26 protein-coding genes are annotated in these 26,976 nt (G+C 32.8%); 22 read left to right on the top strand and 4 right to left on the bottom strand.

Translation table 11 applies throughout. The annotated features are described in order from the left end of the window. Positions 1–34: 34 nt before the first annotated feature. The 3 genes from ACNC7R_RS17775 to miaB all read right to left on the bottom strand — a co-directional run bounded on the left by ACNC7R_RS17775 (position 35) and on the right by miaB (position 3,418). On the bottom strand, positions 35–1,294 hold the full coding sequence (locus ACNC7R_RS17775; protein ID WP_417942360.1) for a sigma-54 interaction domain-containing protein: 1,260 nt from the start codon (positions 1,292–1,294) through the stop codon (positions 35–37). 60 nt (positions 1,295–1,354) lie between these two features. After that, positions 1,355–1,876 (bottom strand): YcxB family protein, encoded by a 522-nt coding sequence (locus ACNC7R_RS17770; protein WP_417942359.1) that lies wholly within the window; start codon positions 1,874–1,876, stop codon positions 1,355–1,357. 96 nt (positions 1,877–1,972) lie between these two features. Next, positions 1,973–3,418 carry a tRNA (N6-isopentenyl adenosine(37)-C2)-methylthiotransferase MiaB gene (gene miaB, locus ACNC7R_RS17765; RefSeq protein WP_417942358.1) on the bottom strand — a complete coding sequence of 482 codons (1,446 nt, stop codon included), beginning with the start codon at positions 3,416–3,418 and terminating at the stop codon, positions 1,973–1,975. A 428-nt stretch (positions 3,419–3,846) separates the two neighbouring features. On the opposite strand from miaB, the gene ACNC7R_RS17760 reads away from it, so the two are divergent. The 8 genes from ACNC7R_RS17760 to ACNC7R_RS17725 all read left to right on the top strand — a co-directional run bounded on the left by ACNC7R_RS17760 (position 3,847) and on the right by ACNC7R_RS17725 (position 14,397). Continuing rightward, complete coding sequence (locus ACNC7R_RS17760; protein ID WP_417942357.1) at positions 3,847–4,413, top strand: hypothetical protein; 567 nt, start codon at positions 3,847–3,849, stop codon at positions 4,411–4,413. Positions 4,414–4,600: 187 nt separating this feature from the next. Continuing rightward, positions 4,601–7,111, top strand: a complete 2,511-nt coding sequence (gene topA, locus ACNC7R_RS17755; protein WP_417942356.1) for a type I DNA topoisomerase — start codon at positions 4,601–4,603, stop codon at positions 7,109–7,111. 3 nt (positions 7,112–7,114) lie between these two features. After that, on the top strand, positions 7,115–8,266 hold the full coding sequence (locus ACNC7R_RS17750; protein ID WP_417942355.1) for a formimidoylglutamase: 1,152 nt from the start codon (positions 7,115–7,117) through the stop codon (positions 8,264–8,266). A 261-nt stretch (positions 8,267–8,527) separates the two neighbouring features. After that, positions 8,528–9,919, top strand: coding sequence for a gliding motility lipoprotein GldK (gldK, locus tag ACNC7R_RS17745; RefSeq protein ID WP_417942354.1), 1,392 nt, complete (start codon positions 8,528–8,530; stop codon positions 9,917–9,919). A 61-nt stretch (positions 9,920–9,980) separates the two neighbouring features. Next, positions 9,981–10,628 (top strand): gliding motility protein GldL, encoded by a 648-nt coding sequence (gene gldL / locus ACNC7R_RS17740; protein ID WP_278008770.1) that lies wholly within the window; start codon positions 9,981–9,983, stop codon positions 10,626–10,628. Positions 10,629–10,679: 51 nt separating this feature from the next. Then, positions 10,680–12,218 (top strand): gliding motility protein GldM, encoded by a 1,539-nt coding sequence (gldM, locus tag ACNC7R_RS17735; RefSeq protein ID WP_417942353.1) that lies wholly within the window; start codon positions 10,680–10,682, stop codon positions 12,216–12,218. 44 nt (positions 12,219–12,262) lie between these two features. Then, positions 12,263–13,252, top strand: a complete 990-nt coding sequence (gene gldN / locus ACNC7R_RS17730; RefSeq protein WP_417942352.1) for a gliding motility protein GldN — start codon at positions 12,263–12,265, stop codon at positions 13,250–13,252. 71 nt (positions 13,253–13,323) lie between these two features. Continuing rightward, complete coding sequence (locus ACNC7R_RS17725) at positions 13,324–14,397, top strand: NAD(P)/FAD-dependent oxidoreductase (RefSeq protein ID WP_417942351.1); 1,074 nt, start codon at positions 13,324–13,326, stop codon at positions 14,395–14,397. Here ACNC7R_RS17725 and ACNC7R_RS17720 read toward each other — a convergent pair. Then, positions 14,378–14,761 carry a DUF983 domain-containing protein gene (locus tag ACNC7R_RS17720; protein WP_417942350.1) on the bottom strand — a complete coding sequence of 128 codons (384 nt, stop codon included), beginning with the start codon at positions 14,759–14,761 and terminating at the stop codon, positions 14,378–14,380. The genes ACNC7R_RS17725 and ACNC7R_RS17720 overlap by 20 nt on opposite strands. A gap of 320 nt (positions 14,762–15,081) precedes the next feature. Here ACNC7R_RS17720 and ACNC7R_RS17715 point away from each other — a divergent pair, with 320 nt between their 5' ends. The 14 genes from ACNC7R_RS17715 to ACNC7R_RS17650 all read left to right on the top strand — a co-directional run bounded on the left by ACNC7R_RS17715 (position 15,082) and on the right by ACNC7R_RS17650 (position 26,949). Beyond that, positions 15,082–15,657: a TerD family protein gene (locus ACNC7R_RS17715; protein ID WP_417942349.1), complete on the top strand. Its 576-nt coding sequence runs from the start codon at positions 15,082–15,084 to the stop codon at positions 15,655–15,657. 112 nt (positions 15,658–15,769) lie between these two features. Beyond that, positions 15,770–16,435: an HAD family hydrolase gene (locus ACNC7R_RS17710; protein WP_417942348.1), complete on the top strand. Its 666-nt coding sequence runs from the start codon at positions 15,770–15,772 to the stop codon at positions 16,433–16,435. Positions 16,436–16,437: 2 nt separating this feature from the next. After that, complete coding sequence (locus ACNC7R_RS17705) at positions 16,438–17,244, top strand: phosphoribosyltransferase family protein (protein WP_417942347.1); 807 nt, start codon at positions 16,438–16,440, stop codon at positions 17,242–17,244. Positions 17,245–17,247: 3 nt separating this feature from the next. Continuing rightward, the gene (locus tag ACNC7R_RS17700) at positions 17,248–17,802 is read left to right on the top strand and encodes a TerD family protein (RefSeq protein ID WP_417942346.1); all 555 of its coding nucleotides are present in this window, start codon (positions 17,248–17,250) and stop codon (positions 17,800–17,802) included. Between the two features lie 3 nt (positions 17,803–17,805). Further along, positions 17,806–18,414, top strand: coding sequence for a TerD family protein (locus ACNC7R_RS17695; protein WP_417942345.1), 609 nt, complete (start codon positions 17,806–17,808; stop codon positions 18,412–18,414). Positions 18,415–18,418: 4 nt separating this feature from the next. Next, the gene (locus ACNC7R_RS17690; RefSeq protein WP_417942344.1) at positions 18,419–19,504 is read left to right on the top strand and encodes a toxic anion resistance protein; all 1,086 of its coding nucleotides are present in this window, start codon (positions 18,419–18,421) and stop codon (positions 19,502–19,504) included. Positions 19,505–19,539: 35 nt separating this feature from the next. Continuing rightward, positions 19,540–20,505 (top strand): hypothetical protein, encoded by a 966-nt coding sequence (locus tag ACNC7R_RS17685; protein ID WP_417942343.1) that lies wholly within the window; start codon positions 19,540–19,542, stop codon positions 20,503–20,505. 9 nt (positions 20,506–20,514) lie between these two features. Further along, positions 20,515–21,066 (top strand): TerD family protein, encoded by a 552-nt coding sequence (locus ACNC7R_RS17680; RefSeq protein ID WP_417942342.1) that lies wholly within the window; start codon positions 20,515–20,517, stop codon positions 21,064–21,066. 20 nt (positions 21,067–21,086) lie between these two features. Then, positions 21,087–21,746, top strand: a complete 660-nt coding sequence (locus tag ACNC7R_RS17675) for a TerD family protein (protein WP_417942341.1) — start codon at positions 21,087–21,089, stop codon at positions 21,744–21,746. Between the two features lie 73 nt (positions 21,747–21,819). Beyond that, on the top strand, positions 21,820–22,455 hold the full coding sequence (locus ACNC7R_RS17670) for a vWA domain-containing protein (protein WP_417942340.1): 636 nt from the start codon (positions 21,820–21,822) through the stop codon (positions 22,453–22,455). A gap of 17 nt (positions 22,456–22,472) precedes the next feature. Then, positions 22,473–22,922: a hypothetical protein gene (locus tag ACNC7R_RS17665; protein ID WP_417942339.1), complete on the top strand. Its 450-nt coding sequence runs from the start codon at positions 22,473–22,475 to the stop codon at positions 22,920–22,922. Between the two features lie 44 nt (positions 22,923–22,966). Next, entirely contained in the window at positions 22,967–24,019 is a 1,053-nt protein-coding gene (locus ACNC7R_RS17660) for a TerY-C metal binding domain-containing protein (RefSeq protein WP_417942338.1), read from the top strand. Between the two features lie 5 nt (positions 24,020–24,024). Beyond that, on the top strand, positions 24,025–25,434 hold the full coding sequence (locus ACNC7R_RS17655) for a PP2C family serine/threonine-protein phosphatase (protein ID WP_417942337.1): 1,410 nt from the start codon (positions 24,025–24,027) through the stop codon (positions 25,432–25,434). A 3-nt stretch (positions 25,435–25,437) separates the two neighbouring features. Continuing rightward, positions 25,438–26,949, top strand: a complete 1,512-nt coding sequence (locus ACNC7R_RS17650) for a helix-hairpin-helix domain-containing protein (protein WP_417942336.1) — start codon at positions 25,438–25,440, stop codon at positions 26,947–26,949. Positions 26,950–26,976 lie beyond the last annotated feature (27 nt).

The following is a 26,976-nucleotide window of genomic DNA, read 5'->3' as shown; positions in this document are numbered from 1 at the left end:
GATTTTGGAATTTTGAAATTGTAATTTAATTAATTTATAGATCAAATTGTTTAATTTTTCGATACAATGTTCTTTCAGAAATGCCTAATTCATCAGCAGCAGCTTTTCGTTTTCCTTTGTTTTTCTCTAATGACTTTTTAATCATTTCGATTTCTTTTTGTTCTAAACGTAAAATTTCTTCTTCTTCAATCGTTTCAGCGTCTAAATAATTATTGTGATCTTGTATGTGATAACTATCTTCATGTGTTGCTGGTGCCATGACAGCTGTTCTTGGTTCTTCTTCAAAATCAATTTCGCTGTCGTTCTGCTGATTGCCGTATATTTTCTGAATCAAATTTGGATTAATGTCCTGCACTTTTGACGAACCATTTTTCATGAGTTCTAAAGTGAGTTTTTTCAAATCATTCAGGTCGCTTTTCATATCAAAAAGCACCTTATATAATATATCCCTTTCAGTGCTGAAGTCACTTTCTTTTTTGCTGTCGCTGATAACAGAAGGCAGGTTGCTTCCTTCAGCAGGTAAATAAGATTGTAAAGTCGCAAGATTAATATCACGATTGGTTTCTAAAACAGAAATCTGTTCTGCTACATTTCGAAGCTGACGAATATTTCCGCTCCATCTGAATTTCTGTAAAAGCTGAATTGCGCCATCATCCAGTCTCAAAGGCGGCATTTTATATTTATGGGCAAAATCGGCTACAAATTTTCGGAACAATAAATGAATGTCTTCGTTTCTTTCGCGTAAAGGCGGTAATGTAATCTCGACAGTACTTAGACGATAATACAAATCCTCACGAAATTTTCCTTTTTCGATGGCGTTGAACAAATTAACATTAGTTGCAGCAACAATTCTCACATTCGTTTTCTGAACCTGAGATGAACCTACTTTTATAAATTCACCATTTTCCAGAACACGGAGTAATCTTACCTGAGTGGTTAAAGGTAATTCGCCAACTTCATCCAGAAAAATGGTTCCGCCGTCAGCCACTTCAAAATAACCTTCACGTGTACTTGTAGCACCTGTAAAAGCGCCTTTTTCATGACCAAAAAGCTCACTGTCAATGGTTCCCTCCGGAATTGCACCACAGTTTACGGCAATATATTTCCCATGTTTTCTGTGCGAAAGCGAGTGTATAATTCTCGGAATATTTTCTTTACCAACACCACTTTCCCCAGTTACCATTACCGAAATATCAGTTGGAGCAACCTGAATGGCTTTTTCGATAGCACGATTTAACTTCGGATCATTACCAATAATCTCAAATCGTTGTTTTATTGCCTGAACTGTTTCCATTTATATTTTGTTTCAAGTTTTGTTGATTTCAAGTTTCAAGTTCTTCGTCAGAATTAAAACTTATTTTTTTAAACTTTTTTTTATATCTAATGAATTAAAAAGCTGTTTTAATTCATTGTATTGGTTGTCTTTTAAATCTTCTTTAATGATAGGTAAGGCAGAGGTTTTATTTAGATAAAGTAAAAACCATTTATCGGTTTCTTTAATTTGAAAAGATTCTTTCCAAAGGTTTACCATTTTAAAACTTTCACCTTCTTGCGTGAAGGACTCTCTATTAAAAGTTATTTTTTGGAGTTCTAAGTTTTTTTTGTTTTTAAGAATGTTTTTTTTAATACTGGAAATCGTCAGGAAATAAACGGCTAACCAAACTATAATAACTATTCCAAAAGGTATAAGGTCTAGGAAATTCCACTCTAAATTAGTTTCAGATTGCGTGGTTGATAAAATAGCATTTTGTATAACTACAAAAAAGAAAACAAACATAATCCATTTTACAAAACCCATCCTAAAAAGCAGGTATTTGGAAACTTTAACTAATGTATCTAAATTAGGTTTATATTCAATAATAATCTTTTTGTCCATTCTTAATCTTTATTTGGCTTTTAGTAATTCTAAATCAATAAATATAAAATTCAATTTACGGAAATAACCTGAAACCTAAAACTTGAAACAAAAAACTTAATTCATGCTACTCAAACCCACAGCTTCACCTTTTAAAGTTCCACTAGTACAGCTTGTGATTTTTACATTAACGAAATCTCCAATTTTATAATTCTCCTTTGGAAAAACTACCGTAATACTTTGAGAGTTTCTTCCAGAAAATTCGTCTTTCGATTTTTTAGAGACTTTTTCAACTAAAACTTCAACTGTTTTCCCAACGAATTCCTCACTTCTAAACCAGGCATGTTTCTGCTGCAAATCGACAATTTCCTGTAATCTTCTGGCTTTGGTTTCTTCCGGAACATCATCTTCCATTTTTCTTCCGGCGAGAGTTCCTGGACGTTCAGAATACGAATACATATAACCGAAATTATATTTTACATATTCCATTAAGCTTAAAGTATCTTGGTGGTCTTTTTCGGTTTCTGTAGGGAAACCGGCAATCATATCCTGAGAAATTGAAGCTTCCGGAACAATTTCCCTGATTTTGTCAATCAGCGCCATGTATTCTTCGCGAGAATGTAAGCGATTCATTTCCTTTAGAATTCTGTTGCTTCCAGATTGAACCGGCAAGTGAATGTGTTTACAGATATTTGGATACTTTGCTATAACATGCAAAATACTTTCGTGCATATCCTGCGGATTCGATGTCGAAAATCGAATACGCATTTTTGGAAAACTAACAGCAACCATTTCAAGTAATTGTTCAAAATCGACTGCTGTTGCTTTTTGAATTTCAGAGGCATTTACAAAATCCTTTTTCAAACCACCGCCGTACCAAAGGTAACTGTCAACGTTTTGCCCAAGAAGCGTAATTTCTTTAAAACCGTTATTCCATAAATCCTGAATTTCAGCCATGATGCTTTGCGGTTCGCGACTACGCTCACGTCCGCGTGTAAAAGGGACAACACAAAACGTACACATATTATCACATCCACGAGTGATTGAAACCAAAGCTGTGATTCCGTTACTCATTAAACGAACTGGCGAAATATCTCCGTAGGTTTCCTCTTTCGATAAAATTACATTTATGGCGTCACGTCCTTCTTCAACTTCCGCCAATAAATTCGGAAGATCTTTATAAGCATCTGGTCCAACCACAAGATCGACAATTTTTTCTTCTTCCAAAAACTGACTTTTCAAACGTTCCGCCATGCAGCCAAGAACACCCACTTTCATTTTTGGATTGGTACGTTTTACCGCATTGTATTTTTCAAGACGTTTGCGAATCGTTTGTTCAGCTTTGTCACGAATCGAGCAAGTGTTAACCAAAACCAAATCGGCTTCTTCTAAAACCGAAGTAGTGTTGTATCCACCGTCAGATAAAATCGAAGCTACGACTTCACTGTCCGAAAAATTCATCGCACAGCCATAACTTTCTATGAAAAGTTTTTTAGTATTCTCAGGCTTATTTTCTAAAACAAGACTTTCGCCCTGTTTGCTTTCTTCAATAATCTTTTCCATTATAAAAATTCAAAGTGCAAAGATAGGTGAAATACGGTCAATATGACAAGATGTCAGATAAAGAATTAACAATGTTTTCAGAATCGTTTGTTACCATTGTTTTGCAAATACATTTTACAAATTGCATTTTACTTATCAGGAGCTATTTCCGGCTTTCCGTTTCAAGTCCTCATTAAAAAAGCAAAGTTTCTAATGTTTTAAAAAGAGCTTCCGCTGGTCGCTTTTTTAAAACAGGAAACTTTTGCTTTTTTAACTCCGGGCTTTACACCTCAAATGAAATTCACTGAACTCCAATTAAAATAAAAGTATAGTGAAGTAATCCGGGCTATGGTATTCGGTTTCGGAAGGAATATGTGTTTGAAATTAAGTAATTTGGAAATACTTATAAGAGGCTGTATCTTTGTGAATTAACATAAAATCACGTACAAATGAATGAAAATGTATTAAGAAAAGAGAGAGAAAATGTGTTTAAAATTAATCACTATTATTATTTAGTAGATCGTTGTTATAGTGGAATTGGGAAAAAATATATTCCTGTTAGGCTTCTTAAGCGAAATAATACATTATTAAGTTTTCTAAATTTATTAGATGGCGACGAATTTGAAATATCTGAAAATAATTTTTATATTCTTAAACATAGAAATTTAAATCTTTCAGAAGCATTAGCATATAAAATCGGAAAGTATAAGCCGCTAAAGAAAAATCTATTTAAAAATTTAAAGGAACCTTTATATATGATTAATTACGATAACGAAAGTACTTATATTATACATGTCGTTTGTTCCCGTAAGAATGAGTTTTCTAATGAATTTATACACAAGAAATTTTTCTTAGAAAAAAAAAGAATTGATTTAGATAGCATAACCACTTTGGAGGACTTGGAGAATGAAAGTAAAGAGTTTAAATATGTAGAATGTTTATTTGAAATTTTGTTTAATAAAGATTTTGAAAATACAGATAAATTTGTCTTGGAAGCTTTTCAAAAAGAAAAATAAAAGTATTTAGGAATAATAAGTAAATTTCTCGGTCATGAACTCTTAAAAACCATACCTATATATATAATCAATCTGTTTATAGACAAATCTGCAATTTTTAGAATCATATTGTCAAAATACTTCAAAAATGAATTATCAGGGTTGATATTTAAAAAAAACTTCTACTTTTGTTGCAGAAAAATAGACTATGGCAAAGAATTTAGTAATAGTGGAGTCACCTGCAAAAGCGAAAACAATCGAGAAATTTCTCGGTAGTGATTTTCAGGTGGAGTCAAGTTATGGACACATAGCCGACTTGCCTTCCAAGGAAATAGGAGTAGATGTAGAAAATGGGTTTAAACCTAAATACGAAGTTTCTCCCGATAAAAAAGCCTTGGTAACGAAACTAAAATCACTTTCTAAGAATGCCGAAACGGTTTGGTTAGCAAGCGATGAGGACCGCGAGGGAGAGGCTATTTCATGGCACTTGGCGGAAGAATTAAAACTGGATACAAAAAAAACCAAACGAATTGTTTTTCATGAGATTACAAAATCTGCGATTCTTAAAGCAATCGACAATCCAAGAGAAATAGATTATAATTTAGTAAACGCACAACAGGCCCGTCGTGTTCTGGATCGTTTAGTAGGTTATGAATTGTCTCCGGTTTTGTGGAGAAAAATCAAAGGAGGACTTTCAGCTGGTCGTGTCCAGTCTGTTTCTGTACGTCTGATTGTAGAAAGGGAACGTGAAATTCAGAACTTTAACGCTGTTGCAACATATTCAATAGTTGCAGAATTTGTAAACGAAGCAGGAAAAGTTTTTAAAGCAAAATTGCCAAAAAACTTCAATACTAAAAAAGAAGCCGAAGATTTCTTAAATCAAAACATCGGGTCTATATATAAGGTAGCAGATTTAGAAACTAAACCTACCAAAAAATCACCAACAGCACCTTTTACAACTTCTACTTTGCAACAAGAAGCAGCAAGGAAACTGTATTTGCCAGTTGGAATCACGATGCAGCTGGCACAGCGTTTGTACGAAGCAGGGCTTATTACGTATATGAGAACGGATTCGGTTAATCTTTCAAAAGAAGCAATGGACGCTGCTGAAGCAGAAATCATCAAATCTTACGGAAAAGAATTCTCTAAACCGAGAGTTTTTGCAAATAAAAACAAAGGAGCACAAGAAGCGCACGAAGCAATTCGTCCAACTGATATGTCGCGTCACACAGTAAATATCGATCGTGATCAGGCTCGTTTATACGATTTGATCTGGAAAAGAACTCTGGCTTCGCAAATGAGCGATGCACAGTTAGAAAGAACAAACGTAAAAATTGAAGCAGATAATCATGATGAAGTTTTTACAGCTTCTGGAGAAGTTTTACTTTTTGAAGGTTTTCTAAAAGTGTATTTGGAAGGTCATGATGATGATGAGGAAGAACAAGAAGGAATGCTTCCGGCTCTAAAAGTAAACGAAAAACTAGCTAATAATTATATTACCGCTACAGAACGATATTCTAGACCGCCAGCTCGTTATACAGAGGCTTCTTTAGTGAAGAAATTAGAAGAACTTGGAATTGGTCGTCCTTCTACTTATGCACCAACAATTTCAACAATCATAAATAGAAATTATGTTGAAAAAGGTACACTTGAAGGTGTAGAACGTAATTATACCCAGCTTACTTTACAAAACAGTAAAGTGGGGGAAAAAGTATTAAAGGAGAATACCGGTTCTGATAAAGGAAAATTAGTTCCAACAGATATTGGGACTATTGTTACTGATTTCTTAGTGAAAAACTTCGGAAATATTCTTGATTATAATTTCACAGCAAAAGTAGAGCAGGATTTTGATGAAATTGCGGAAGGAAATATTGACTGGGCAACTATGATGCAGGAGTTCTATGATAAGTTTCATCCAAATGTGAAGGACGTAGAGGCAAATGCAGAAAGAGAAAGTGGTGAAAGGATTCTGGGTAAAGATGCAGATGGAAGGCAGGTATCTGTTCGTTTAGGAAAATTTGGTCCTATGGCTCAGATTGGTGAAGCTGACGATGAAGATAAAAAATTTGCCAGTTTGATGGCTGATCAGAATATTGGAAACATCACTTTGGAAGAAGCTCTGAATTTATTTTTATTGCCTAAAAATCTGGGTGAATATAAAGGAGAAGAAGTAGAAGTAAGTAATGGGCGCTACGGGCCTTATGTGCGTCACGGTAGTGTTTTTATTTCACTTCCAAGAGGGGAGGATCCCCTTGCTGTTACAAAGGAAAGAGCGAAGGAGTTAATTGATGAAAAAGCCCTTGCTGATGCGCCAATTGCGGTTTACAAAGGCGAAGCAGTTCAAAAAGGTGTCGGACGTTTTGGTCCTTTTATAAAATGGAATGGCCTTTTCGTGAATGTTAGTAAAAAATACAATTTTGATAATTTATCACAGGCTGATGTTGAAGAGCTAATCGAGGATAAATTGCAAAAAAACATTGATAAGGTTCTTCATAATTGGGAAGAAGAAGGAATTGTAGTTGAAAAAGCACGTTGGGGACGTTCAGTAATCTTAAAGGGAAAAATCAAAATTGAATTGAGTAAGGATGTTGATGCTACAAAACTCACATTAGCTCAGGTTCAGGACATGATTGCGGCCAAAACACCGGCAAAGAAAGCAACTGCAAAAACAACAACTAAAAAAGCACCAGCAAAAAAAACAGCTGCTAAAAAGAAATAAGAAATGGAATTTGATTTTCTGGAACCAGTTAGCGAAGGAGTTTTAAAGTATATTAGTTCTCTGTCCTCCCAAGAGCTGGGAAGTAAAATTGTTTTACATACTCAGGAGCAGTTTCCTGATATAGATAAAATTAATATTGCTATTATAGGTGTTTTAGAAGATCGTAGAAATATTGACATTGTTAATGAGGTAAACCTGACTTCAGTTCGTAAAAAACTTTATGGAATGTTTCCGGGTAATTGGGATGCTTCAATTGCTGATTTAGGAGATATTTTGGCCGGAGAGTCAGTTGAAGATACTTATTTTGCACTTAAAAAAGTAGCTTCCTCTTTAATTAGGAATAAAGTAATCCCTATAGTTATAGGAGGTTCGCAAGATTTAACATATGCTTTGTATCGTGCTTATGATGATCTGGAGCAAATGGTCAATATGGTTTCTGTAGATAACAGATTCGATTTTGGTAAAGAAAATGAAATAGTTTCGTCTAATTCGTATTTGACAAAAATCATAATTGATGAACCTAATAATCTGTTTAATTATTGTAATATAGGGTATCAGACCTATTATAATTCTCAGGAAGAAATTGATTTGATTGAAAAGTTGTTTTTTGATGCTTATCGGTTAGGTGAAATTTCAAACAATATAGCTTTGGCGGAACCTGTTTTTAGAGATGCTGATTTAGTTAGTATCGATTTAAATTCTGTAAAGTCTTCTGATTCAGGAAATATATTGTCTTTTGAACCGAACGGTTTCAATGGAAAAGAGATTTGCTCTTTGGCTCGTTATGCAGGAATTAGTGATAAAGTTTCATCATTTGGAATCTTTAATCACAATAGCAGTATATCTGAGTCAGCTTTAATTGCGCAAATCATTTGGTATTTTATAGAAGGTTATCATTATCGTTCAAAGGAGTATCCGTTTGGAAGCAGAACAAATTATCTAAAGTATATAGTGCCACTTGAAGATGAAGAGTTAGTTTTTTACAAAAGCGACAAAACGGATCGCTGGTGGATTGAGATTCCATTTCTCTCAAACGGAAACAATAAATTAAAAAGAAATACGTTGTTACCATGTTCTTATGATGAATATCTATGCGCTTGTAATCAGGAATTGCCAGAAAGATGGTGGAAAGCACAACGAAAGAACGCTTTGTGATTAATATATTTAGGTAAAAATCTTAATTTTTAATTTTATAGAGATTTTATTTTGTTTTGAGTTGAAGCAATAAAAACATTAATCATAAAAAAATACATTTTATGACTATTATTTTTAACTCTTTCTTGATAAAATATTTTTTTTTTATTTTTTTTAACATTAATTTTGACCGCTGAAATAAATACTGATATAGTATTGTTTTTTTAAAAAATAATAAATACGTTTACGACTTATAATAATGAATAGAAATCCCAAATTTATATGAAGAAGTTTATTGCATTTGCGACAATGTTAACACTAGTAATTGGCTGTGGTAAATCCGGTGATAAAGGCGAATTAGTTGGTGTGCAAGGAGGAAAATGGCATCCTGAAAAGCCTTATGGAATGACTTTGATTCCAGGCGGATCTTTTATTATGGGTAAATCCGATGGTGATTTAGCCGCAGTTGAAGACGCTCCTACTAAAACAGTGACAGTTCGTTCTTTTTATATGGATGAAACAGAAATTACAAATTCTGAATACCGTCAGTTTGTAGAGTGGGTAAAAGACTCTACAATGAGAGTTCGTTTGGCTATTCTGGCTGATGAAACCGGACAAAAATCAGCTGGAGAAAAAGGAAAAAAAGCGGGTAGTATTGCGGATTATGCATTTAATGATTCTGAGCCTGAGAAAATGACAGCATATGATAAATATATGTATGATAATTACTATAGTGTAGGAACCAAAGATGATCCTTATGCTGGCAGAAAATTAAACAAAAAAGTTAAATTAATTAAAGATACAAAAGCTTATCCAGATGAATATTATGCAGAGGTAATGGATTCAATGTATTTGCCAATTGAAGAATCATATAATGGGTTGAGAACAATTGACGTAAATAAGTTGAAGTTCCGCTATTCTTGGATGGATATTCAGGCTGCGGCAAAAGCTAAAGTTGGTAAGAGAAAAGACTTTGTTAAAACAGAAGAGGTGCCAATTTATCCTGATACTGCTGTTTGGATTAAAGATTTTGCTTATTCTTATAATGAGCCAATGCATAATGATTATTTTTGGCATAAAGCATACGGGGATTATCCAGTAGTAGGAGTAACCTGGAAACAGGCTAAGGCTTTCTGTGCTTGGAGAACTTTAAATAAAAATAGTTATATAAAATCAAAGAAAAAAGGGCGTGATTTAGTTAATGCTTTCAGATTACCAACAGAGGCAGAATGGGAATATGCTGCAAGGGGAGGTCTTGAATCTGCAACGTATCCTTGGGGAGGTCCATATACAAGAAGTGATAGAGGATGTTTTCTTGCGAACTTTAAGCCAAGCAGAGGAGATTATGCTGCTGATGAAGCTTTGTACACTGTAGAAGCTAAATCTTATGAAATGAATGGATATGGATTGTATAATATGGCAGGAAATGTTTCGGAATGGACAGATTCAGCTTATAATCCAAATGCATATGAGTATGTTTCAACTATGAATCCAAACGTGATTGATGGAAATAATCAAAGAAAAGTAGTACGTGGTGGTTCATGGAAAGATGTGGCTTACTTTTTACAAGTAGGAACACGTGATCATGAATATGCAGATTCTGCTAGAAGTTATATTGGCTTCAGAACCGTACAGGATTACATGGGTACCCAGGCTACAGGAAGTAAAAAATAAAATAAATTTTAAATTCAATAACCAAATCTAAATCTAAATTAAAACCTAAAAAAGTATTATTATGGCATTATTAAGTAAAAAAGCAATGAATTTCGCTTATGGTATGGGAGCGGCAGTAGTGATTATTGGAGCATTATTCAAAATTACTCACTTTGAGATTGGACCTTTAACTGGTACCTTGATGCTTTCAGTCGGATTAGTTACAGAAGCGTTAATTTTTGCGCTATCGGCTTTTGAACCTGTAGAAGATGAATTAGACTGGACTCTTGTTTATCCTGAATTAGCTAACGGTCAGCCAAAAAAGAAAGCTGATAAAGTAGAGACTCCATCAGATGCTCAGGGTTTATTGTCTCAAAAATTAGATGTTATGCTTAAAGAAGCTAAAATTGATGGTGAGTTAATGTCAAGCTTAGGAAACAGTATCAAAAATTTCGAGTCTGCTGCTAAAGGAATCGCTCCAACGGTAGATTCTATCGCTTCTACTAAAAAATACAGCGAAGAATTGTCGATGGCTGCTGCTCAAATGGAGTCATTAAACAGCTTATATAAAGTTCAATTAGAAAGTGCAGCAAGAAATGCTGATGCTAATAAAGAAATCGCTGAAAATGCATCTAAATTAAAAGAGCAAATGCAATCTATGACTGCTAATATTGCTTCTTTAAACAATGTTTATGGTGGTATGCTTTCTGCAATGAGTAACAAAGGATAATTAGTTTTTAACTAGATATTAAATTTATTAATAAAAACTAATTAGAAAAAAATGGCAGGAGGAAAATTAACCCCTAGACAGAAGATGATTAACCTGATGTATCTGGTTTTCATCGCAATGTTAGCAATGAATATGTCCAAAGAAGTATTATCTGCTTTTGGATTAATGAATGAAAAATTTGAAAGTGCAAACACATCGTCAGAGCAAACAAATGCCGGACTGTTGTCATCACTTGATCAAAAAGCTGCTGAAGCAAAAGGAGAATTTGCTGCTGCTGCAGTTACAGCTCATAAAGTTGAATCAGCTTCAAAAGAATTTTATGCCTACATCGGCGGATTAAAAGGTGATGTTTTAAAAGGTTTTGAAACTGACAAGGAAACTGGTAAATTGCCTTATGAGGCAATGGACAAAGGAGATAATATCGACAACTGGTTTACAGGTGAAGGATATACTGCCAAAGGAAATGAAATCATTTCTAAAATTGAGAAATACAAAGCGGATATGAAAGCAGCTTTGTCTGATAAAAAATATGCTGCTATAGTTGCAGAAATTGAAAAGAAATTTGATGTTTCTGATGTTAAAAACAAAGAGGGATTAAAAGACAAGTATTTGGCTTATCACTTTAAAGGTTTTCCAGCTGTAGCTTCATTAGCAAAGCTTTCTGCATGGCAAAATGATGTTCAAAAAGCAGAATCAGATGTTTATAGTGCAGCATTAGGAAAAGCTGCTGTAGCTGCTGCTTCTTACAGTAATTATCAGGCAATTGTTGTCTTAGATAAAAATGCTTATTTCCAAGGTGAAAAAGTTACAGGTAAAGTAGTTTTAGGTCGTTATGACGAAAATACTAAACCAACTTCATTCCAAGGACCTGGTCAAATTGTTAATGGACAAGCCGTTATATCATTAACTGCAGGTGGTGTTGGAGAGCAAGATATTAATGGTCAATTTACATTCTTGGAAGATGGTAAAAATATTCCACTTAAATTTTCAGGAAAATACGTTGTAGTTCCTAGACCAAATTCAGCTACAATTTCTGCTGATAAAATGAATGTTGTTTATAGAGGTGTAGTTAATCCAATCTCAGTTTCTTTTGCAGGTGTTGATGCTAACAAAATTGTTGCTAGTGCTCCTGGATTAAATTCTGCAGGTAAACCAGGAAAATACAATATGAGCCCAGGTTCAGGTACAGAAACTACTATTTCTGTTACAGGTACACTTCCAAACGGAGATAAAGTTACAGACAAGAAAACATTCAGAATTAAAGGTATTCCTGGTCCAACAGGTACGATTAGAGGTGAGATGGGTGTTGTTAAAGGACCTAAATCTAACTTAGAGATTGCTACAATTGGTGCTAAATTGCTTGATTTTGATTTTGAAGTTGGTTTAGACGTAGTTGGTTTTAATTTAAAAATTGCTGGTCAGCCTACCGTTGTAGTTAATGGTAACAAAATGAATGCACAATGTAAATCAGTTCTTGCTAAAGCAGGTAGAGGAGATCAGGTTACTATTTCTGAAATTAAAACTAAACTTGTTGGTGCTGGAAGTTATTTATTGCCAAGAACAGCTCCGGTAATTTACGAAATACAATAATAAAGTAGGTAAACCTACGTTCAATATCTTATAATGATATCATGATGAAAGTAAGAAATTTTTTAATAGCTATTGTTTCTATCGCCGGAAGTTATACTTCTAATGCGCAATCTAACTTGCTTAATGCGAAAACACCTGCACAAATTGGACTTAAAACTCCTGCACAGCTTATCTCAGACAATGACAAGCCTTTGGCTTACGGTTATGTAGATGATAGAGATGTATTAATGGGGAAAACAACCTGGGAAATTATTGATTTAAATGAGAAGATCAATTTTCCTTTATATTTTCCGGTAGATACAGCTAATATTGGTTCTGATAGACGTTCTCTTTACGATGTTTTGACGAAAGCTATGAAAAATGGCAAAATAACTGAGGTATATGCTGATAGTTATTTCAATACTAAAAAATCTTTGAAAGACATCGAAGGATCATTATCACGTATTGATACAACAGATGCTGGTAGGGAACTGATTAACCAATATCCTGACGATTACAAGTCACGTGTTGTTAAGAAAAAGGTTGTTACTGGTACTGGTAAGAAGAAAGTAGTTACGTATGTTGATGAAGTTGTTGGTCCTACTAGAACAGTTCCATCTGAATATATTTTAAAACAAGATCTTACCGCTGCAGATGTTTCTCAGTATAAAATTAAAGGATACTGGTATTTTGATAAACGTCAAAGTGAGTTGAAATACCGTTTACTTGGAATTTGTCCGGTAACTCCTGATGTTTACACTATGAACAGTGATGAAAAGGATTATATTGAGCTATTCTGGATTTTTTATCCTAATTCAAGAGAAGTTTTGCATGAAGCAAAAGCTTTTAATGATAATAACTCAGCTCTTCCAATTTCATTCGATCAAATTTTAAACTCTCGTCGTTTTAATGGTGTTGTGTATAAAGAAGAAAACTTGTACGGAGATCGTGAGATCAAAGATTACATGAAAGACAATGCACAAAATCAGTTGTTAGAGTCTGAAAGAGTAAAAGAAAAAATTCGTAATTTCGAACAAGATATGTGGAATTACTAAGTTCCAAAATCATATTATAACAAAAACTCTTACTACTTTTGTAGTAAGAGTTTTTTATTTATCATTACTACATGCTTGACTATTTAATCATCGGATCTGGATTGGCAGGAATTTCTTTTTCTGAAATTGCACTTAAAAACAATAAGACGATCTTGGTTATTGATAATACATCTCAGAACTCTTCTAATGTTGCAGGAGGTTTATATAATCCTGTAATTTTAAAAAGATTTAGTGAGGTTTGGGATGCTAAAAGACAATTGATTTTAATGAATGATTTCTATAATCAGCTGGAAGATAAGCTGAATGAGAAATTTAATTTTAAAATGCCTGTTTTAAGGAAGTTTTTCTCAATTGAAGAACAGAACAATTGGTTTGCTGCTTCAGACAAAATAAATCTGGAACCATTTTTATCTACTAAATTAATTTCTAAGAAGTTTAATGGTATTGATTCTCCTTACGGCTATGGAGAAGTTTTGCATACCGGATATGTAAATACATCATTTTTGTTAGAAAAGTATAAAGAGTTTTTGATTGCAAATAATTTATTACTTGAAGAAACTTTTGATAGTAACCTTATTGAATTTTTAGATTTAGGAATTCAATACAAAAATATACAGGCTAAGCATGTTATTTTTGCTGAAGGTTTTGGATTGCATAAAAATCCATTCTTTAATTATCTTCCACTGGATGGGACAAAAGGGGAATTGTTCATAATAAAAGCTCCAGACCTAAGCCTTGATGTTATTGTAAATACAAGCGTTTTTATTCTGCCATTAGGAGAAAATCTTTTCAAGGTTGGTGCTACTTATAATTGGCATGACAAGACAGCCGGACCAACAGAGGAAGGGAAAAAAGAACTTTTAGAACGTATTAAAGAAATTATTACATGCGATTTTGAAATCGTAAAACATTTTGGCGGTATTCGACCAACAGTTGCTGATAGAAGGCCTCTGATAGGGACTCACGAATTATATAAATCCCTTCATATTTTAAATGGATTAGGCACACGCGGAGTAATGCTCGGTCCTTCATTGGCGCTAATGCTGTTTAATCATATAGAAGAGAGGCATTCGATTGATCCTCAGGCCGATATTAAACGTTTTCATAAAAGATATTTAAAGTCTACTATTGGTCGCCCGCATTAGGATTGTAAGAGACAAACATGTTGATGTATAAATTTCTGGCTAGTCTTAAAACAAAGGGAAACAGAACGATTAAGGTAATAACAATTGTTAAGAATGATTGCTCGATTGTAGTACCGAAAAATACGAATGAAACTATAAATGCAGCTATTCCTATAGCTACGTTTAATCCATAGCTTACATACATTGCACCATAAAAGAAAGATGGTTCTAGTTGGTATTTTAGTCCACAATGACTGCAATTTTCATTCATTTTGAGAACTTTAGTCAAATGAAGCGGGTTTTTGTCTAAATACATACTCTCTTTTTGACATTTTGGACAACTTCCTGTTAAAATACTGTTTAGTTTGGATCCTTTTTTTAACATTTTTTAGCTTTATTATTTAAACAAACGACATAATATATATGCATTTTTTGGTGTATTTGATATTATGAATAATGAGTGTAAAGATAAAGATATTGATTTTAGTTGTTATATTTATTTGTATTTAACTCTTCTAAATTATTTTAAATGTGATGTTTTTGTTACAAAAATGGTGAATCTAATGTATAATCAATCTTTAAAATTAGTAGGATATTTTTTTTATTTTGTTGATAAATATTTGGCTTTTAACATAGCACCCGTTTTTAAATAATTTGCTTTTTCGTATCATTGTATAGTTTAAAAAAATCTAATTAAATATTATAATGGCAATAAATTTGCAAAAAGGTCAAAAAATTGACATTGGTTTATTGAAGATTACAGTTGGGTTGGGATGGGATCCAAATGAAGGAACTGGATCTGAATTTGATTTGGATGCTTCTGCAATTATGATAAATTCCAACAGAAAACTTTTAGGAGAAAATTATTTTGTTTTCTATAATAATCTTTCTTCTCCTGATGGCGCATTACAACACACAGGTGATGATCCAACAGGGGGAAACAGCGACGGAGATGATGATGAAGCGATAAAAGTAGATCTTACAAAAATTGAGGATGCTGTTGAAGAAATTCTTTTTATAGTTACAATTGAAGATTTTGAGAGAAGAAAACAAAATTTTGGACAAGTTAGAAATTCATATATAAGAATTGTAGATGATGGAAGCGGTCAGGAAATTGCCAAATATGAATTAGATGAAGATTTTTCTATTGAAACAGGCGTAGAATTTGGAAGGTTGTATAAGCGAAATGGTAATTGGAGATTTGAGGCATCTGGTATTGGTTATAGAGCTGATTTAAGTTTCTTTCTGGAAAAATATTATTCGGGAGAAATAATTAAGTAAGATGAGTTTTTAGTATAGAATTACTCATTTAATTATAATTTTATTTATTTGATTTGCTGAATAAATAATATGGGAGGACTTCTTTAGTAAAGCCAACTAAAAATTAATACTATTGAAAATAAATTATGAAAATTATAGTCACCTTTCTTTTGACCTGTGGCTTACATTAATAAAATCGAATCCTGAATTTAAACAAAAAAGGAATTTATTGTTTAGAGATTTTTTTGAAATTGAACAACCAATTGAAAAAGTAAATGAAGTTGTACGTTATTACGACGTTCTCTGTAATAATATTAACGAAAACACAGGGTTAAATATAGAAACATACGAAATATATTATTTAATTTTAGGTGCTTTAAATGTAGATCTTGGTAAATATGGAACAGACAAGCTTCTACAGTTTTATAATCATACAGAGGAATTGTTTTTAAAATATAAGCCAGTTCTAATTTTTAATGATATTCAGAAAATGTTTGAAGATGTTACTAACAATGGTAAATCAGTTAGTGTATTGAGTAATACGGGTTTTATTAAAGGTTTTACATTAAGGAAACTATTAAAATATTACGATTTACTTGATTATTTTAAGTTTCAGATTTACTCTGATGAAGTTGGATTTTCTAAACCAAACACTGAGATTTACCAATTAGTATTTGATGAAATTAATAAATATAAAAAAGTAGAGAAAAAAGATGTTTTGCATATTGGAGATAATAGGATTGCCGATTACAACGGAGCTTTGAAATTTGGTTTTAATGCTCATCTCTTAAAATTATAAAAGTGAATAAAAGTTACAGCTTACACAAAATAAAAGAAAAAGACAACTGCCCTTTTAAGGAAGCAGAGTATAGCAGGTTTAAATTTGGAGATAAATTCTATGCAGAAAAATTTGCAGAAGAACTTTTTGACGGTTTTGTTGCACAATTTAAAGAGATAATTCTGTCTGAAAAAGAGATTGTAATCTTGCCAAGTCCTTATTTATCAATTCCAACCGCCTCAAACTTTCTATGTTATTATTTTAAAAAAGAGCTCAACAGTTTCTTGTTTAAAAATGGTAAAAAAGCCTGCATTGAATCTAAAATTTACAGAAATCAGACTTATGTAACAGATTATGGAAATTTGGATTTTGAACAGCGCGTCAAACTAATTTCGAATGACACATATTACATTGACCGCAACTTTATTGAAGGTAAACTTTGCATATTTGTAGATGATATCAAAATAACTGGAAGTCATGAACACACTGTAAATAAAATCCTGGATCAATATGATGTTAAAGGAGATTTTGTATTTGTGTATTTTGCAGAATTAACAAACAAGGATATTCATCCGAAAATAGAGAATCATTATAATTATTTTGCTGTTAAAAATGTAGAAGATATTGTATCAATTGTAAATAGTGAAGATTTTCAATACAATACACGAATAGTAAAGTTTATTTTAAGCCTTGATGATAAACAATTTTCATTTTTGATTTCTAATATTTCAAGAAAGAAAAGCAACGAATTATTTCATCTGGCAATAAGTAATAATTATCATCAAATTTTAGAATATAAAAAGAATATTAACGTAATAAAAATAGATTAGACTATGGCTATCAATTTGCAAAAAGGACAGAGAGAAAATATAAATGCACCAAAATTTACTATTGGTTTAGGATGGGACACTAATAATAGCAGTACAGGTTCGGGTTTTGATCTTGATGCCTCTGTTTTTATTTTGGGTGATAACGGGAAAATTTTATCTGATTCTCATTTTATATTTTATAATAATTTGAAGTCTCCGGACGAGTCTGTTATTCATACAGGAGATAACCTGACAGGTGATGGTGATGGTGATGATGAACAAGTAAAAATTGATCTGACCAAAATTAATCCTTCGGTAAAAGAAATTTGTATTGTGGTTACTATTCACGATGCTGTAAATAGAAAACAAAATTTTGGACAAGTTCGAAATTCGTTTATTAGAATTGTAGATGACAGTAATAATACCGAAATGGTTAAATATGAATTAGAAGAAGATTTTTCTATAGAAACCGCTGTTGAATTTGGAAGGATTTACAACAAAGACGGTCAATGGAAATTTGAAGCAATGGGTGTAGGGATGAAAGGTGGATTAGAAGATTATTTAAATAAATATAACTAAGATATGGCAATTAATTTAGAAAAAGGGCAACGTATAAATCTTGAAAAAAGTAACGGTACAAAATTACAAAACATTTGTGTTGGAGTAAACTGGGGAGCAATTGAAAAAAAAGGATTTTTTGGCACAAAAAAAGAAGCTGTAGATTTAGATGCCAGTTGTGCGGTTTATGATGATAAAAAAAATCATATTGATTCGGTAAACTTTAGGAAATTAATTTCTAGCGATCGCGCTATTAAACATAGTGGAGATGATTTAACAGGAGATTTAAATGGTGATGACGGATTGGATAATGAAGTTATTACTTTAGATTTTAGTCAATTAACGTCTTCTGCAAGTTATGTTGCATTTTTTATAAATAGTTTTAGAGGTCAGGATTTTAAAGATATTCCGTTTGCTTCTATCAGAATTTATGAAGGCACTCCAACAAGAGTTACTCAGGAGTTTGCACGTTTTGATGTTGCAAACGATGCTACTTTTGCAGGAAACGTTTCTATGGTTCTAGGTGTTTTCTATAAAAGAAACGACGAATGGAAATTTAACGCAGTTGGAGTTCCAACAAACGATAAAAAACTAGAGCAGACAGTGGTTACAATTCAACAGAATTATTTGTAAAGTCATGGAAAATCAGTTAGTTACTCAGGAGAATTCTGCTTTAATTGATAAAGATGGAAACGTAAATTTAACTGCTATCACAGAAGCTGATGCAAATAATTACAAATCTATTTCGAATCAGTTGAATGAAAATGATGCCAATTCAATTCTGAATTATGGTGCCGAAATTCAAAACTCTATTGCAAAACAGAGTGATACTTTCTTAACTAATGTTAGAACATATAACTCTGGAGAAGTAGGGACATTGATTAACGATCTGCTTACTGAATTGAATTATGTAGATGTTGATCAGCTGGATCAAGGGCCGTTTAAAAGATTTTTGTCTAAAATCCCATTGCTTAATAAATTGGTTGTTGACGTAAAAAAATTATTTCAGCAATACGATAAGATCACTGTAAATATTGATAAAATCAGTAACAAAGTTAAAGCGGGAATGATCAATTCCGTGAAAGATAACAGTGCCCTTCAAACCATGTTTGACGGTAACGTTGGTCTTATTAAAGAAATGGAAAAACACATCATTGCAGGTCAGATTCGCTTTAAGGAATTAAACGAAGAACTTGCTGTAATGGAAGGCAACAGTGCACAGTATCAGGATTATCAAATTTCTGATAAAAGAACTTTCATTAATCGTTTAGACAAACGTCTGGCTGATATGAAAATTGTACGTTTTATTATGCTACAGTCTTTAGCTCAGATTAGAGTTGTACAAAACAATAATACTTCTATTGCAGAAAAAGCACAGTCTATTTTGACTACAACGATGCCAGTTTGGAAAAACCAGCTTACATTGGCTGTTGCGTTACAAAGACAAAAACAGAATATTGAAGTTCAGAGAAGAGTTTCTGAAACAACCAATACTATTTTACAGAAAAATGCAGAAATGCTGAAACAAAACAGTATTGAAGTTGCCAGAGAAAATGAAAACACTATTGTTTCTCTTGAAACGTTGAAAATGACGACAAAATCTTTGATCGATACTTTGACAGAAGTAAAACAAATACACGATCAGGGTACAGAAACCAGAAGACAACTTGATGCCGGTTTGCAAAGCCTGGAACAAGAATTGAAAAAAGGCGTTGTAAGCTAGAAATTTACACAAATTGAATGTTTGAAATTAGATAAATGCAGGAGGAAGAAGAGAGATATCTTCAAATAATAAAAGACAGTAACAGAAAACTTGTGGTTTTAGAATTGTTATCCAATTTCTTTAACCACAAGGATCTTGTCGGGATTTTGGTAAGGACAAAAATCATTCATACTCTTTTTGAAAAGAACCGAATATTAGATATTAATAAATTAGAACTTTTTCATATTCAGTTTACAAGCAGTCTGATTGATTTGTTTCAAAAAATTAAAAAATCAAAAGAACAGCAATATGTTTTAATCAGCGATGAAATATATATTAATGAAGATATTTTATCAAAATTAAAACTGGAAATAGGAGAGGGTAAGTTTGCTAAACAAATGCAGCTGCATGCTCAAAATATGTCCAGAAAGATAGAAGAACTCTATCAGTTGTTTGTTTCTGAAAAAGATGTTTTTTTTAATTGGAATGACATAATCACTTTTTCTCAAAGTATTCAGGCAGAATATTACAGGGAAATTACAATTGAAGAGTACGAAAAACTGTCGCAGCTGAATAAAAGCGTGTATGAAAATCCATATGCGAGATTTGAAAAAAAACTTCTGGGACGTTTGAATATCCTTAATTTTAAAATTAAGTTTTCCTGCGGACTGGTTTGTAATAATGAAATAATTGAGGTTTATGAGTTTAGGGATTCTAACGATAAATTTATTTTTGTAGCCAATGAAAAATCATTTTATTTTTTGAACGAAGAAGTTGCAAAAGATATTGATATTTCGAAAAACGGATCCGCAAAAGAAGAAATTATAAGAGGTCTGAAAAATAAAAATGCAGAATTGAAGCGCGAACTAAGTGTCATAAAAACAACACTGCCCGAAAATGTTTTGGAAGTATTAAAGGAATATCATGAAAAAATTTCATCGGTAGATTTTTTGGAAGAACTGCAAAATGTTGATGAACAAACCAATATTTTAAAAACAATGTTGAATATAAATATTAATTAAAGGTATAAAATGGCAATTAACTTAGAAAAAGGACAACGACAAAGTATTGATGCACCAAAATTTACTGTAGGTCTTGGATGGGATAGTAACTCAAGCAACACCGGATCAAGTTTTGATGTGGATGCTTCAGTGTTTTTAGTTGGTGCAAACGGAAAAATTCCCAATGACAATCATTTTGTTTATTACAATAATTTAAAATCACCTGACGGAGCGGTAGTTCATACAGGAGATAATTTAACCGGTGATGGTGATGGAGATGATGAAAAAATCCAGATTGATTTATCAGTAATTTCTCCAGATGTTCACGAAATTTGTTTTGTCGTAACCATTCACCAAGCTGAAACTAAAAGACAAAATTTTGGACAGATCAGAAATTCATTCATCAGAATTCTGGATCAGACAAATACTGAATTAGTTAAGTATGAGCTAGATGAGGATTTTTCTATTGAAACTGCAGTTGAATTTGGAAGAATTTACAAAAGAAATAACGAGTGGAAATTTGAAGCAGTTGGTATAGGAATGAAAGGTGGCTTACAAGATTATTTGAATAAATATAACTAATTTAAAACCAATTAAAAAGTATGGCAATTAACTTAACCAAAGGACAAAAAATTGATTTGCGAAAATCAACCGGTGAAACATTAACCAATTTTTGCGTCGGTGTAAACTGGGGTGCAATTGAAACAAAAGGATTTTTAGGGTTATCAAAAAACGTAACAGAAGTAGACTTAGATCTAAGTTGCATACTTATTGACGACCAAAACAAACTTTGCGATCATTTGTATTCCCCTTTATACAGAGTCGAAGTATTACAGCAGTTTGGTTTGCCAAAAGGTAAATTAGTAAGTGTTGATGGGGCTCTAAAGCACACTGGCGACGATCTGGCCGGAGATACAGGCGGTGATGACGGTTTGGATAATGAAATTATTACCGTGGACCTTTCTAAAGTTGATGCCAAAGTTAATCAGATATTTTTCTTTTTAAATAATGCTGGAAAAGAAGACTTCTCTCAAATTCCATATGCAAAAATCAGAATGTATGAAGGTACACCTACAAGAGTAGCTTCAGAATTTGCTTCGTATAACGTTTCTGCAGAAGCACAGTATGTAAACAAACGTTCAATTATCATGGGTAAATTGTACAAGCGTAATGGCGAATGGAAATTCAGTGCAATTGGAGATCCTACAGATGATACCTTTTTAGGACAAACAATTCATAAAATTGTAGAATCGTATCTATAATTGCAATTCGTGTTTGCATGGTTACCGTTTAAATTTTTGTAATTCTATATATCAATCATTTTTGCAAGGTTATATGAGAAGACTACCAGTATATTTTTTATTAGACACGTCTGGTTCCATGTACGGCGAGCCTATACAAGCGCTTAATAATGCTCTGAGCGGTATGATTAATACATTACGCTCAGATGCACAAGCCCTAGATTCGTTATGGATCAGTATCATAACTTTTGACAGAGAAGTAAAAGAAATTGTGCCTTTGACAGAATTGGTCCATTTTCAGCTTCCAGAAATAACCTGTCCTCAAAGTGGTCCAACCAATACTGGCGCAGGATTAGAATTTGTACTTAAAAAAGTTAAGACTGAGGTAATAAAAAGTTCTCCGACTAAAAAAGGAGACTGGAAACCCTTACTTTTTGTTTTTACAGACGGAAAACCTTCAGATATTCAGTTATATAGAGAGAAAATTCTAGAAGTAAAAGCACAGGATTTTGGTGCTGTCGTGGGCTGTGCTGCCGGTCATATGGCAAATGATAGTATTCTTAAAGAGCTCACAGACAATGTAGTACATTTAGATTCTGCTGATAGTTCTACGTTGAAGCAGTTTTTTAAATGGGTTTCTGAAACAATCGAACAAGGAAACAAAAGCCAGGGAACAGGAGAAAACGTAGCACTGCCGCCACCGCCGAGTGAAATAACGGTTGTAATTTAATCTAAAAAATGCTTGAAATGTTATATACATTTTCGAAAGTACTAATTCATGTAGCGACAGCAATCGACGAAGCTTATTACGAAGGAAAAGAAAATGAGCTTGAAAATATAGAACTTACTCCTGATCAAATATTAGAAACCATGGACATAGACAATCTTACGATTTGCTATGAAACTACTGGGATCGAAAATTTTACTATCAAAAACATTGAGCAGGTTTTAAAGCAAAATTATATTAAAAATGATTTTAAAATTCTGGATGTCATTGTGCGTAAAAACTGTGCATATCTAAAAGTGATACACGATATTCCTTTAAACGGCAATAATAAATGTTACGGAACTTCTTTTTCGATAAATTATATGGAGCCAAATAATGGAGTCGCAGTATATGGATTGGATACAAAAAGTGCGAACGAAAAATTGGTTTTTAAAGAAATTGCAAAAGAAATTATCAACGCAATTTCATAAAAATCCTTTATCATTGTTTCAAAGCTCTTTAAAACTCCTTTAAAATGAGAAGACTACCTATATATTTTTTAATTGATATTTCAGAATCGATGGTTGGCGAACCAATTCAGCAAGTTGAAGAAGGATTAGCAGCTATAATTCAGGCATTAAAAACAGATCCGCATGCTTTAGAAACTGTTTTTGTGTCGATTATCGTTTTTGCAGGTCAGCCCAAAACATTAGTTCCGTTACAAGAAATAGTTAGTTTTTATCCTCCGAAATTCCCTATCGGAAGCGGTACATCTTTGAGTAAAGGTTTAGGACATTTAATGTTCGAATTAAGAAACAATATTGTAAAAACTACTTATGAAGTAAAAGGAGATTGGAAACCAATTGTGTTTTTATTTACAGACGGGGTTCCGACAGATGATACAAAAGCAGCAATAAATGAGTGGAAAAATAATTGGCAGCGAACAGCAAATTTAATTGCAGTTTCATTTGGAAACGAAACAGACAATCAATTGCTTGGAGAGCTGACAGAAAACGTACTTCATTTTAAAAATACTAACGCACAGTCATACAAAGAGTTTTTTAGATGGGTTACAGATTCTATAAAAACCAGCAGTATTAGCGTTGAAAATAATTCGTCTGGTTTTGAATTGGCAAAATTAGACGGCGAAACACTTTCTAAAATAGATTTGACCAAGACAGAGCCAATCAAACAATATGTTGATGATAATTATGTGGTTTTAAACGGAAAATGTCAAAATACCAAAAGACCCTATTTAATGAAATATCGCAAAACTCTTGCACCGTCAATTTATGCAGGTGTAGAGCTGGCTTCAAAAAATTATAAATTAGTAGGCGCTTATCAGGTTGATAATTCTTATTTTGAATTGGCAGATACTGCTAATTTCAATACCAAAGTTAATACAGAAGAACTTATTGGAGGTCCGACTTGCCCATGCTGCGGTAATCAAATTGCATTTGCTGTTTGCATTTGTGAAAAAATACATTGTATTGGAGACGAAGAAATCAGTACTTGTCCTTGGTGTAACAATCAAGGTTCTTATGGCTGCGGTGAAGGAGGTTTTGATGTAAATAGAACACAAGGATAATATTTATGGAAGAGACCAAAAGATATCTTCAATCCTTTTTATCTCAAAATAAAGTAGATATCCCAGAAAGTAAACAGCATCTTTTTGAGGATTTTATCCGTAATGAATCAAATATTAATGCCGTAAAATTAATTAAGGAAAAACAGCAGATGATTATGAATAATTGGAAGTTGAAAAATCGAATTGATGATATTGTAAATCAGTCTGTTTTTCTGCCAAACGGAACTGTCAATAAACCATATGAAGCAAAAATTGATTTTGATCAATTAGAATGGCAGGATGTTGTTTTTTACGAAATTAAAAACCTAGAAGATATAGGACTTATATTTGATACTGACAAAAAAAACATTCATGGAATTCCTAAAGTTAATGGGGATTTAAAAATAAAATTTCTTTTCAAAATAAAAATAGATGATGAAGTTGAAGAATCTTCTTTAAACGAAAAAATCATCACGCTGATTATCAATCCAGATCCGAAATCATTGTGGAAAAATATTGAAAGTGATTCAACTGCTCCATTCAGTAAAAAAGATATTGAAGCGCTTTCGGATAGATTTTTAGATAAAAAAATTGTTGCCGTTTCCAAAAGAGGAAGAAGTCACGCCAATGTTGGGGCTTTTAGAGAAGACGATTTTATGCTTACCAATTTTTCAAATGGCTGGAGTATTGCAGCAGTTTCAGATGGAGCTGGTTCTGCTTCTTTATCCAGAAAAGGTTCAAAATTAGCTTGCGAAACTGTTGTTCAATATTTTAAAGAAAATTTAGAAAAAGAAAATCTAAATGAATTGGACGAACTGTTTTATAATTATTACAATAAAACAGACGAAGAATCGATAACAAAAATAAATCATTTGGTTTATGACAGTTTATCGAAAGCGGCTCATTTTGTCAATCAAAAAATAGAAGAGTTTGCTAAAAATATTGACGAAGAAATAAATAAATTTCACGCTACATTAATATTTGTTTTAGTAAAAAAATATGAGTTTGGTTATGTAATTTTGACTTTTGGAATCGGTGATTGTCCAATTGCTTTACTAAGCAAAGATCTCACGTCAGTAACATTGATGAATACGATAGATGTTGGCGAATTTGGCGGTGGAACACGATTTATTACAATGCCTGAAATTTTTAAAAATGAAAAATATGCATCACGTTTTGGTTTTAAATTAGTGGACGATTTTTCGTATTTGATGTTAATGACAGACGGAATTTACGATCCGAAGTTTGCTGTAGAAGCTAATCTCGAAAAAATAGAAAAATGGCAGGAGTTTTTATCCGATTTAAATGGAAATAATGACGATAATGCCAAAGTTGATTTTGAAAATGATTCAGATATAGCACGGCAGCTTTCTACCTGGATGGATTTTTGGAGTCCTGGAAATCATGATGACAGGACTTTGGTTATAATTTATTAAATCATGAATATAGTTACAGTACAATCAATAAACGATACTAGCAAGTCTTATCAATTTGAAGATAATGGCGAACCGATGCGCGGCGGGGTTAAAGACGTTTATTTTAGTCCAGACAAAAGATACGTTGTTGCTATTTTTAGAGAACAGTTGGACGATAACCAAAAGGATAGACTACAACGGATAACCAATAAATATTTTGATCAAATTCAAAAAGGAGAAGCCAGTGATTTTTATATAAATGATATTTTCAGATGGCCTACAGATGTGATTACTTATAAAGGCTTGACAGGAGTTATTGTACCGCTTTATAAACCTAAATTTTTCTTTAGAAAAGGATATCAAACCAGCGATTTAATTCAAGGAAAAGAAAAACATGGATTATGGTTTTCGAGTTCAAAATTCAGAAATCCGCATTATCCTTTGCGTATTGCAAATTCAGAATTAGGAGACTGGCTAAGTTATTTTCAGATTTGTGTAAACCTTACACGCGGTGTCAAAAAAATGCACGCAATGGGTTTGTCACATTCCGATTTATCACATAATAATGTTTTAGTAGATCCAATTGAGAAATCGGCATGTATTATTGATATCGATGGTTTAGTAGTTCCTGGATTATTTCCTGCTGAAGTAATCGGAACTCCCGGTTTTATAGCGCCAGAAGTACTAGCAACAAAACATTTACACAAAACAGATCCTGAAAGAAAATTGCCAAACAGATTAACCGATCTGCATTCGCTGCCCATTTTAATTTACATGTTTTTATTACACAGACATCCTTTAAAGGGGGGAAAAGTTCATGATCTTGATACCGAAAAAGATGATTTGTTGTCAATGGGAGAAAAGGCAATTTTTATAGAACATCCGACAGATGCAACTAACAGGCCTAAAATCAATCAGGTTTCGAAATGGGATTTGCCTTGGGCAGATAGCAACAAATTACCTTATACAATTACAGGACCATACTTAAAAGCGTTATTCGATAAAGTTTTCATAGACGGACTTCATAATCCGATGTTAAGACCAACTGCAGAAGAGTGGGAAACAGCACTTTTGAAAACAACCGATCTAATGCAGAAATGCCATAATACCTATTGCGAGCAAAAATGGTATGTTTTTGACAATACAAACAGCCCAAAATGCCCGTTCTGTGGAACCCCGCACAAAGGGACTCTACCAGTTTTGGATTTGTATTATCAGTTTCAGGAAACAACCTGGAAACCGGAAAATCACAGATTAATGGTTTATAACGATCAATATTTGTTTGAATGGCATGTTAATCGTAATATTGCCAGAAATGAGAAATTAACCCCACTGCAAAAAGTGCCGGTAGGTTATTTTACTTTTTTTAATGATAAGTGGGTGTTAGTCAATCAAAAACTGACTTCACTAAAGGATTTAACCGAACACAAAGAAATTCCAATCGGGACAATGGTTGAGCTTAAGCACGGAAAAAAAATATTGCTTTCCAACGAAGAAGGGGGAAGAGTGATAGTAGTAACAATGGCTAATACATAATTTAAAAATTTAACTTAATTAATTATT

It is taken from the genome of Flavobacterium adiutor, from assembly GCF_048282555.1.
Lineage (GTDB): Bacteria > Bacteroidota > Bacteroidia > Flavobacteriales > Flavobacteriaceae > Flavobacterium.
This window is presented reverse-complemented; position numbering and strand designations above follow the sequence as displayed.

Excerpts from the sequence above, each read along its gene's own strand:
- ACNC7R_RS17775 (WP_417942360.1), bottom strand. The coding sequence starts at position 1,294 with ATGGAAACAGTTCAGGCAATAAAACAACGATTTGAGATTATTGGTAAT.
- ACNC7R_RS17770 (WP_417942359.1), bottom strand. The coding sequence starts at position 1,876 with ATGGACAAAAAGATTATTATTGAATATAAACCTAATTTAGATACATTA.
- miaB (WP_417942358.1), bottom strand. The coding sequence starts at position 3,418 with ATGGAAAAGATTATTGAAGAAAGCAAACAGGGCGAAAGTCTTGTTTTA.
- ACNC7R_RS17760 (WP_417942357.1), top strand. The coding sequence starts at position 3,847 with ATGAATGAAAATGTATTAAGAAAAGAGAGAGAAAATGTGTTTAAAATT.
- topA (WP_417942356.1), top strand. The coding sequence starts at position 4,601 with ATGGCAAAGAATTTAGTAATAGTGGAGTCACCTGCAAAAGCGAAAACA.
- ACNC7R_RS17750 (WP_417942355.1), top strand. The coding sequence starts at position 7,115 with ATGGAATTTGATTTTCTGGAACCAGTTAGCGAAGGAGTTTTAAAGTAT.
- gldK (WP_417942354.1), top strand. The coding sequence starts at position 8,528 with ATGAAGAAGTTTATTGCATTTGCGACAATGTTAACACTAGTAATTGGC.
- gldL (WP_278008770.1), top strand. The coding sequence starts at position 9,981 with ATGGCATTATTAAGTAAAAAAGCAATGAATTTCGCTTATGGTATGGGA.
- gldM (WP_417942353.1), top strand. The coding sequence starts at position 10,680 with ATGGCAGGAGGAAAATTAACCCCTAGACAGAAGATGATTAACCTGATG.
- gldN (WP_417942352.1), top strand. The coding sequence starts at position 12,263 with ATGAAAGTAAGAAATTTTTTAATAGCTATTGTTTCTATCGCCGGAAGT.
- ACNC7R_RS17725 (WP_417942351.1), top strand. The coding sequence starts at position 13,324 with ATGCTTGACTATTTAATCATCGGATCTGGATTGGCAGGAATTTCTTTT.
- ACNC7R_RS17720 (WP_417942350.1), bottom strand. The coding sequence starts at position 14,761 with ATGTTAAAAAAAGGATCCAAACTAAACAGTATTTTAACAGGAAGTTGT.
- ACNC7R_RS17715 (WP_417942349.1), top strand. The coding sequence starts at position 15,082 with ATGGCAATAAATTTGCAAAAAGGTCAAAAAATTGACATTGGTTTATTG.
- ACNC7R_RS17700 (WP_417942346.1), top strand. The coding sequence starts at position 17,248 with ATGGCTATCAATTTGCAAAAAGGACAGAGAGAAAATATAAATGCACCA.
- ACNC7R_RS17695 (WP_417942345.1), top strand. The coding sequence starts at position 17,806 with ATGGCAATTAATTTAGAAAAAGGGCAACGTATAAATCTTGAAAAAAGT.
- ACNC7R_RS17690 (WP_417942344.1), top strand. The coding sequence starts at position 18,419 with ATGGAAAATCAGTTAGTTACTCAGGAGAATTCTGCTTTAATTGATAAA.
- ACNC7R_RS17685 (WP_417942343.1), top strand. The coding sequence starts at position 19,540 with ATGCAGGAGGAAGAAGAGAGATATCTTCAAATAATAAAAGACAGTAAC.
- ACNC7R_RS17680 (WP_417942342.1), top strand. The coding sequence starts at position 20,515 with ATGGCAATTAACTTAGAAAAAGGACAACGACAAAGTATTGATGCACCA.
- ACNC7R_RS17675 (WP_417942341.1), top strand. The coding sequence starts at position 21,087 with ATGGCAATTAACTTAACCAAAGGACAAAAAATTGATTTGCGAAAATCA.
- ACNC7R_RS17670 (WP_417942340.1), top strand. The coding sequence starts at position 21,820 with ATGAGAAGACTACCAGTATATTTTTTATTAGACACGTCTGGTTCCATG.
- ACNC7R_RS17665 (WP_417942339.1), top strand. The coding sequence starts at position 22,473 with ATGTTATATACATTTTCGAAAGTACTAATTCATGTAGCGACAGCAATC.
- ACNC7R_RS17660 (WP_417942338.1), top strand. The coding sequence starts at position 22,967 with ATGAGAAGACTACCTATATATTTTTTAATTGATATTTCAGAATCGATG.
- ACNC7R_RS17655 (WP_417942337.1), top strand. The coding sequence starts at position 24,025 with ATGGAAGAGACCAAAAGATATCTTCAATCCTTTTTATCTCAAAATAAA.
- ACNC7R_RS17650 (WP_417942336.1), top strand. The coding sequence starts at position 25,438 with ATGAATATAGTTACAGTACAATCAATAAACGATACTAGCAAGTCTTAT.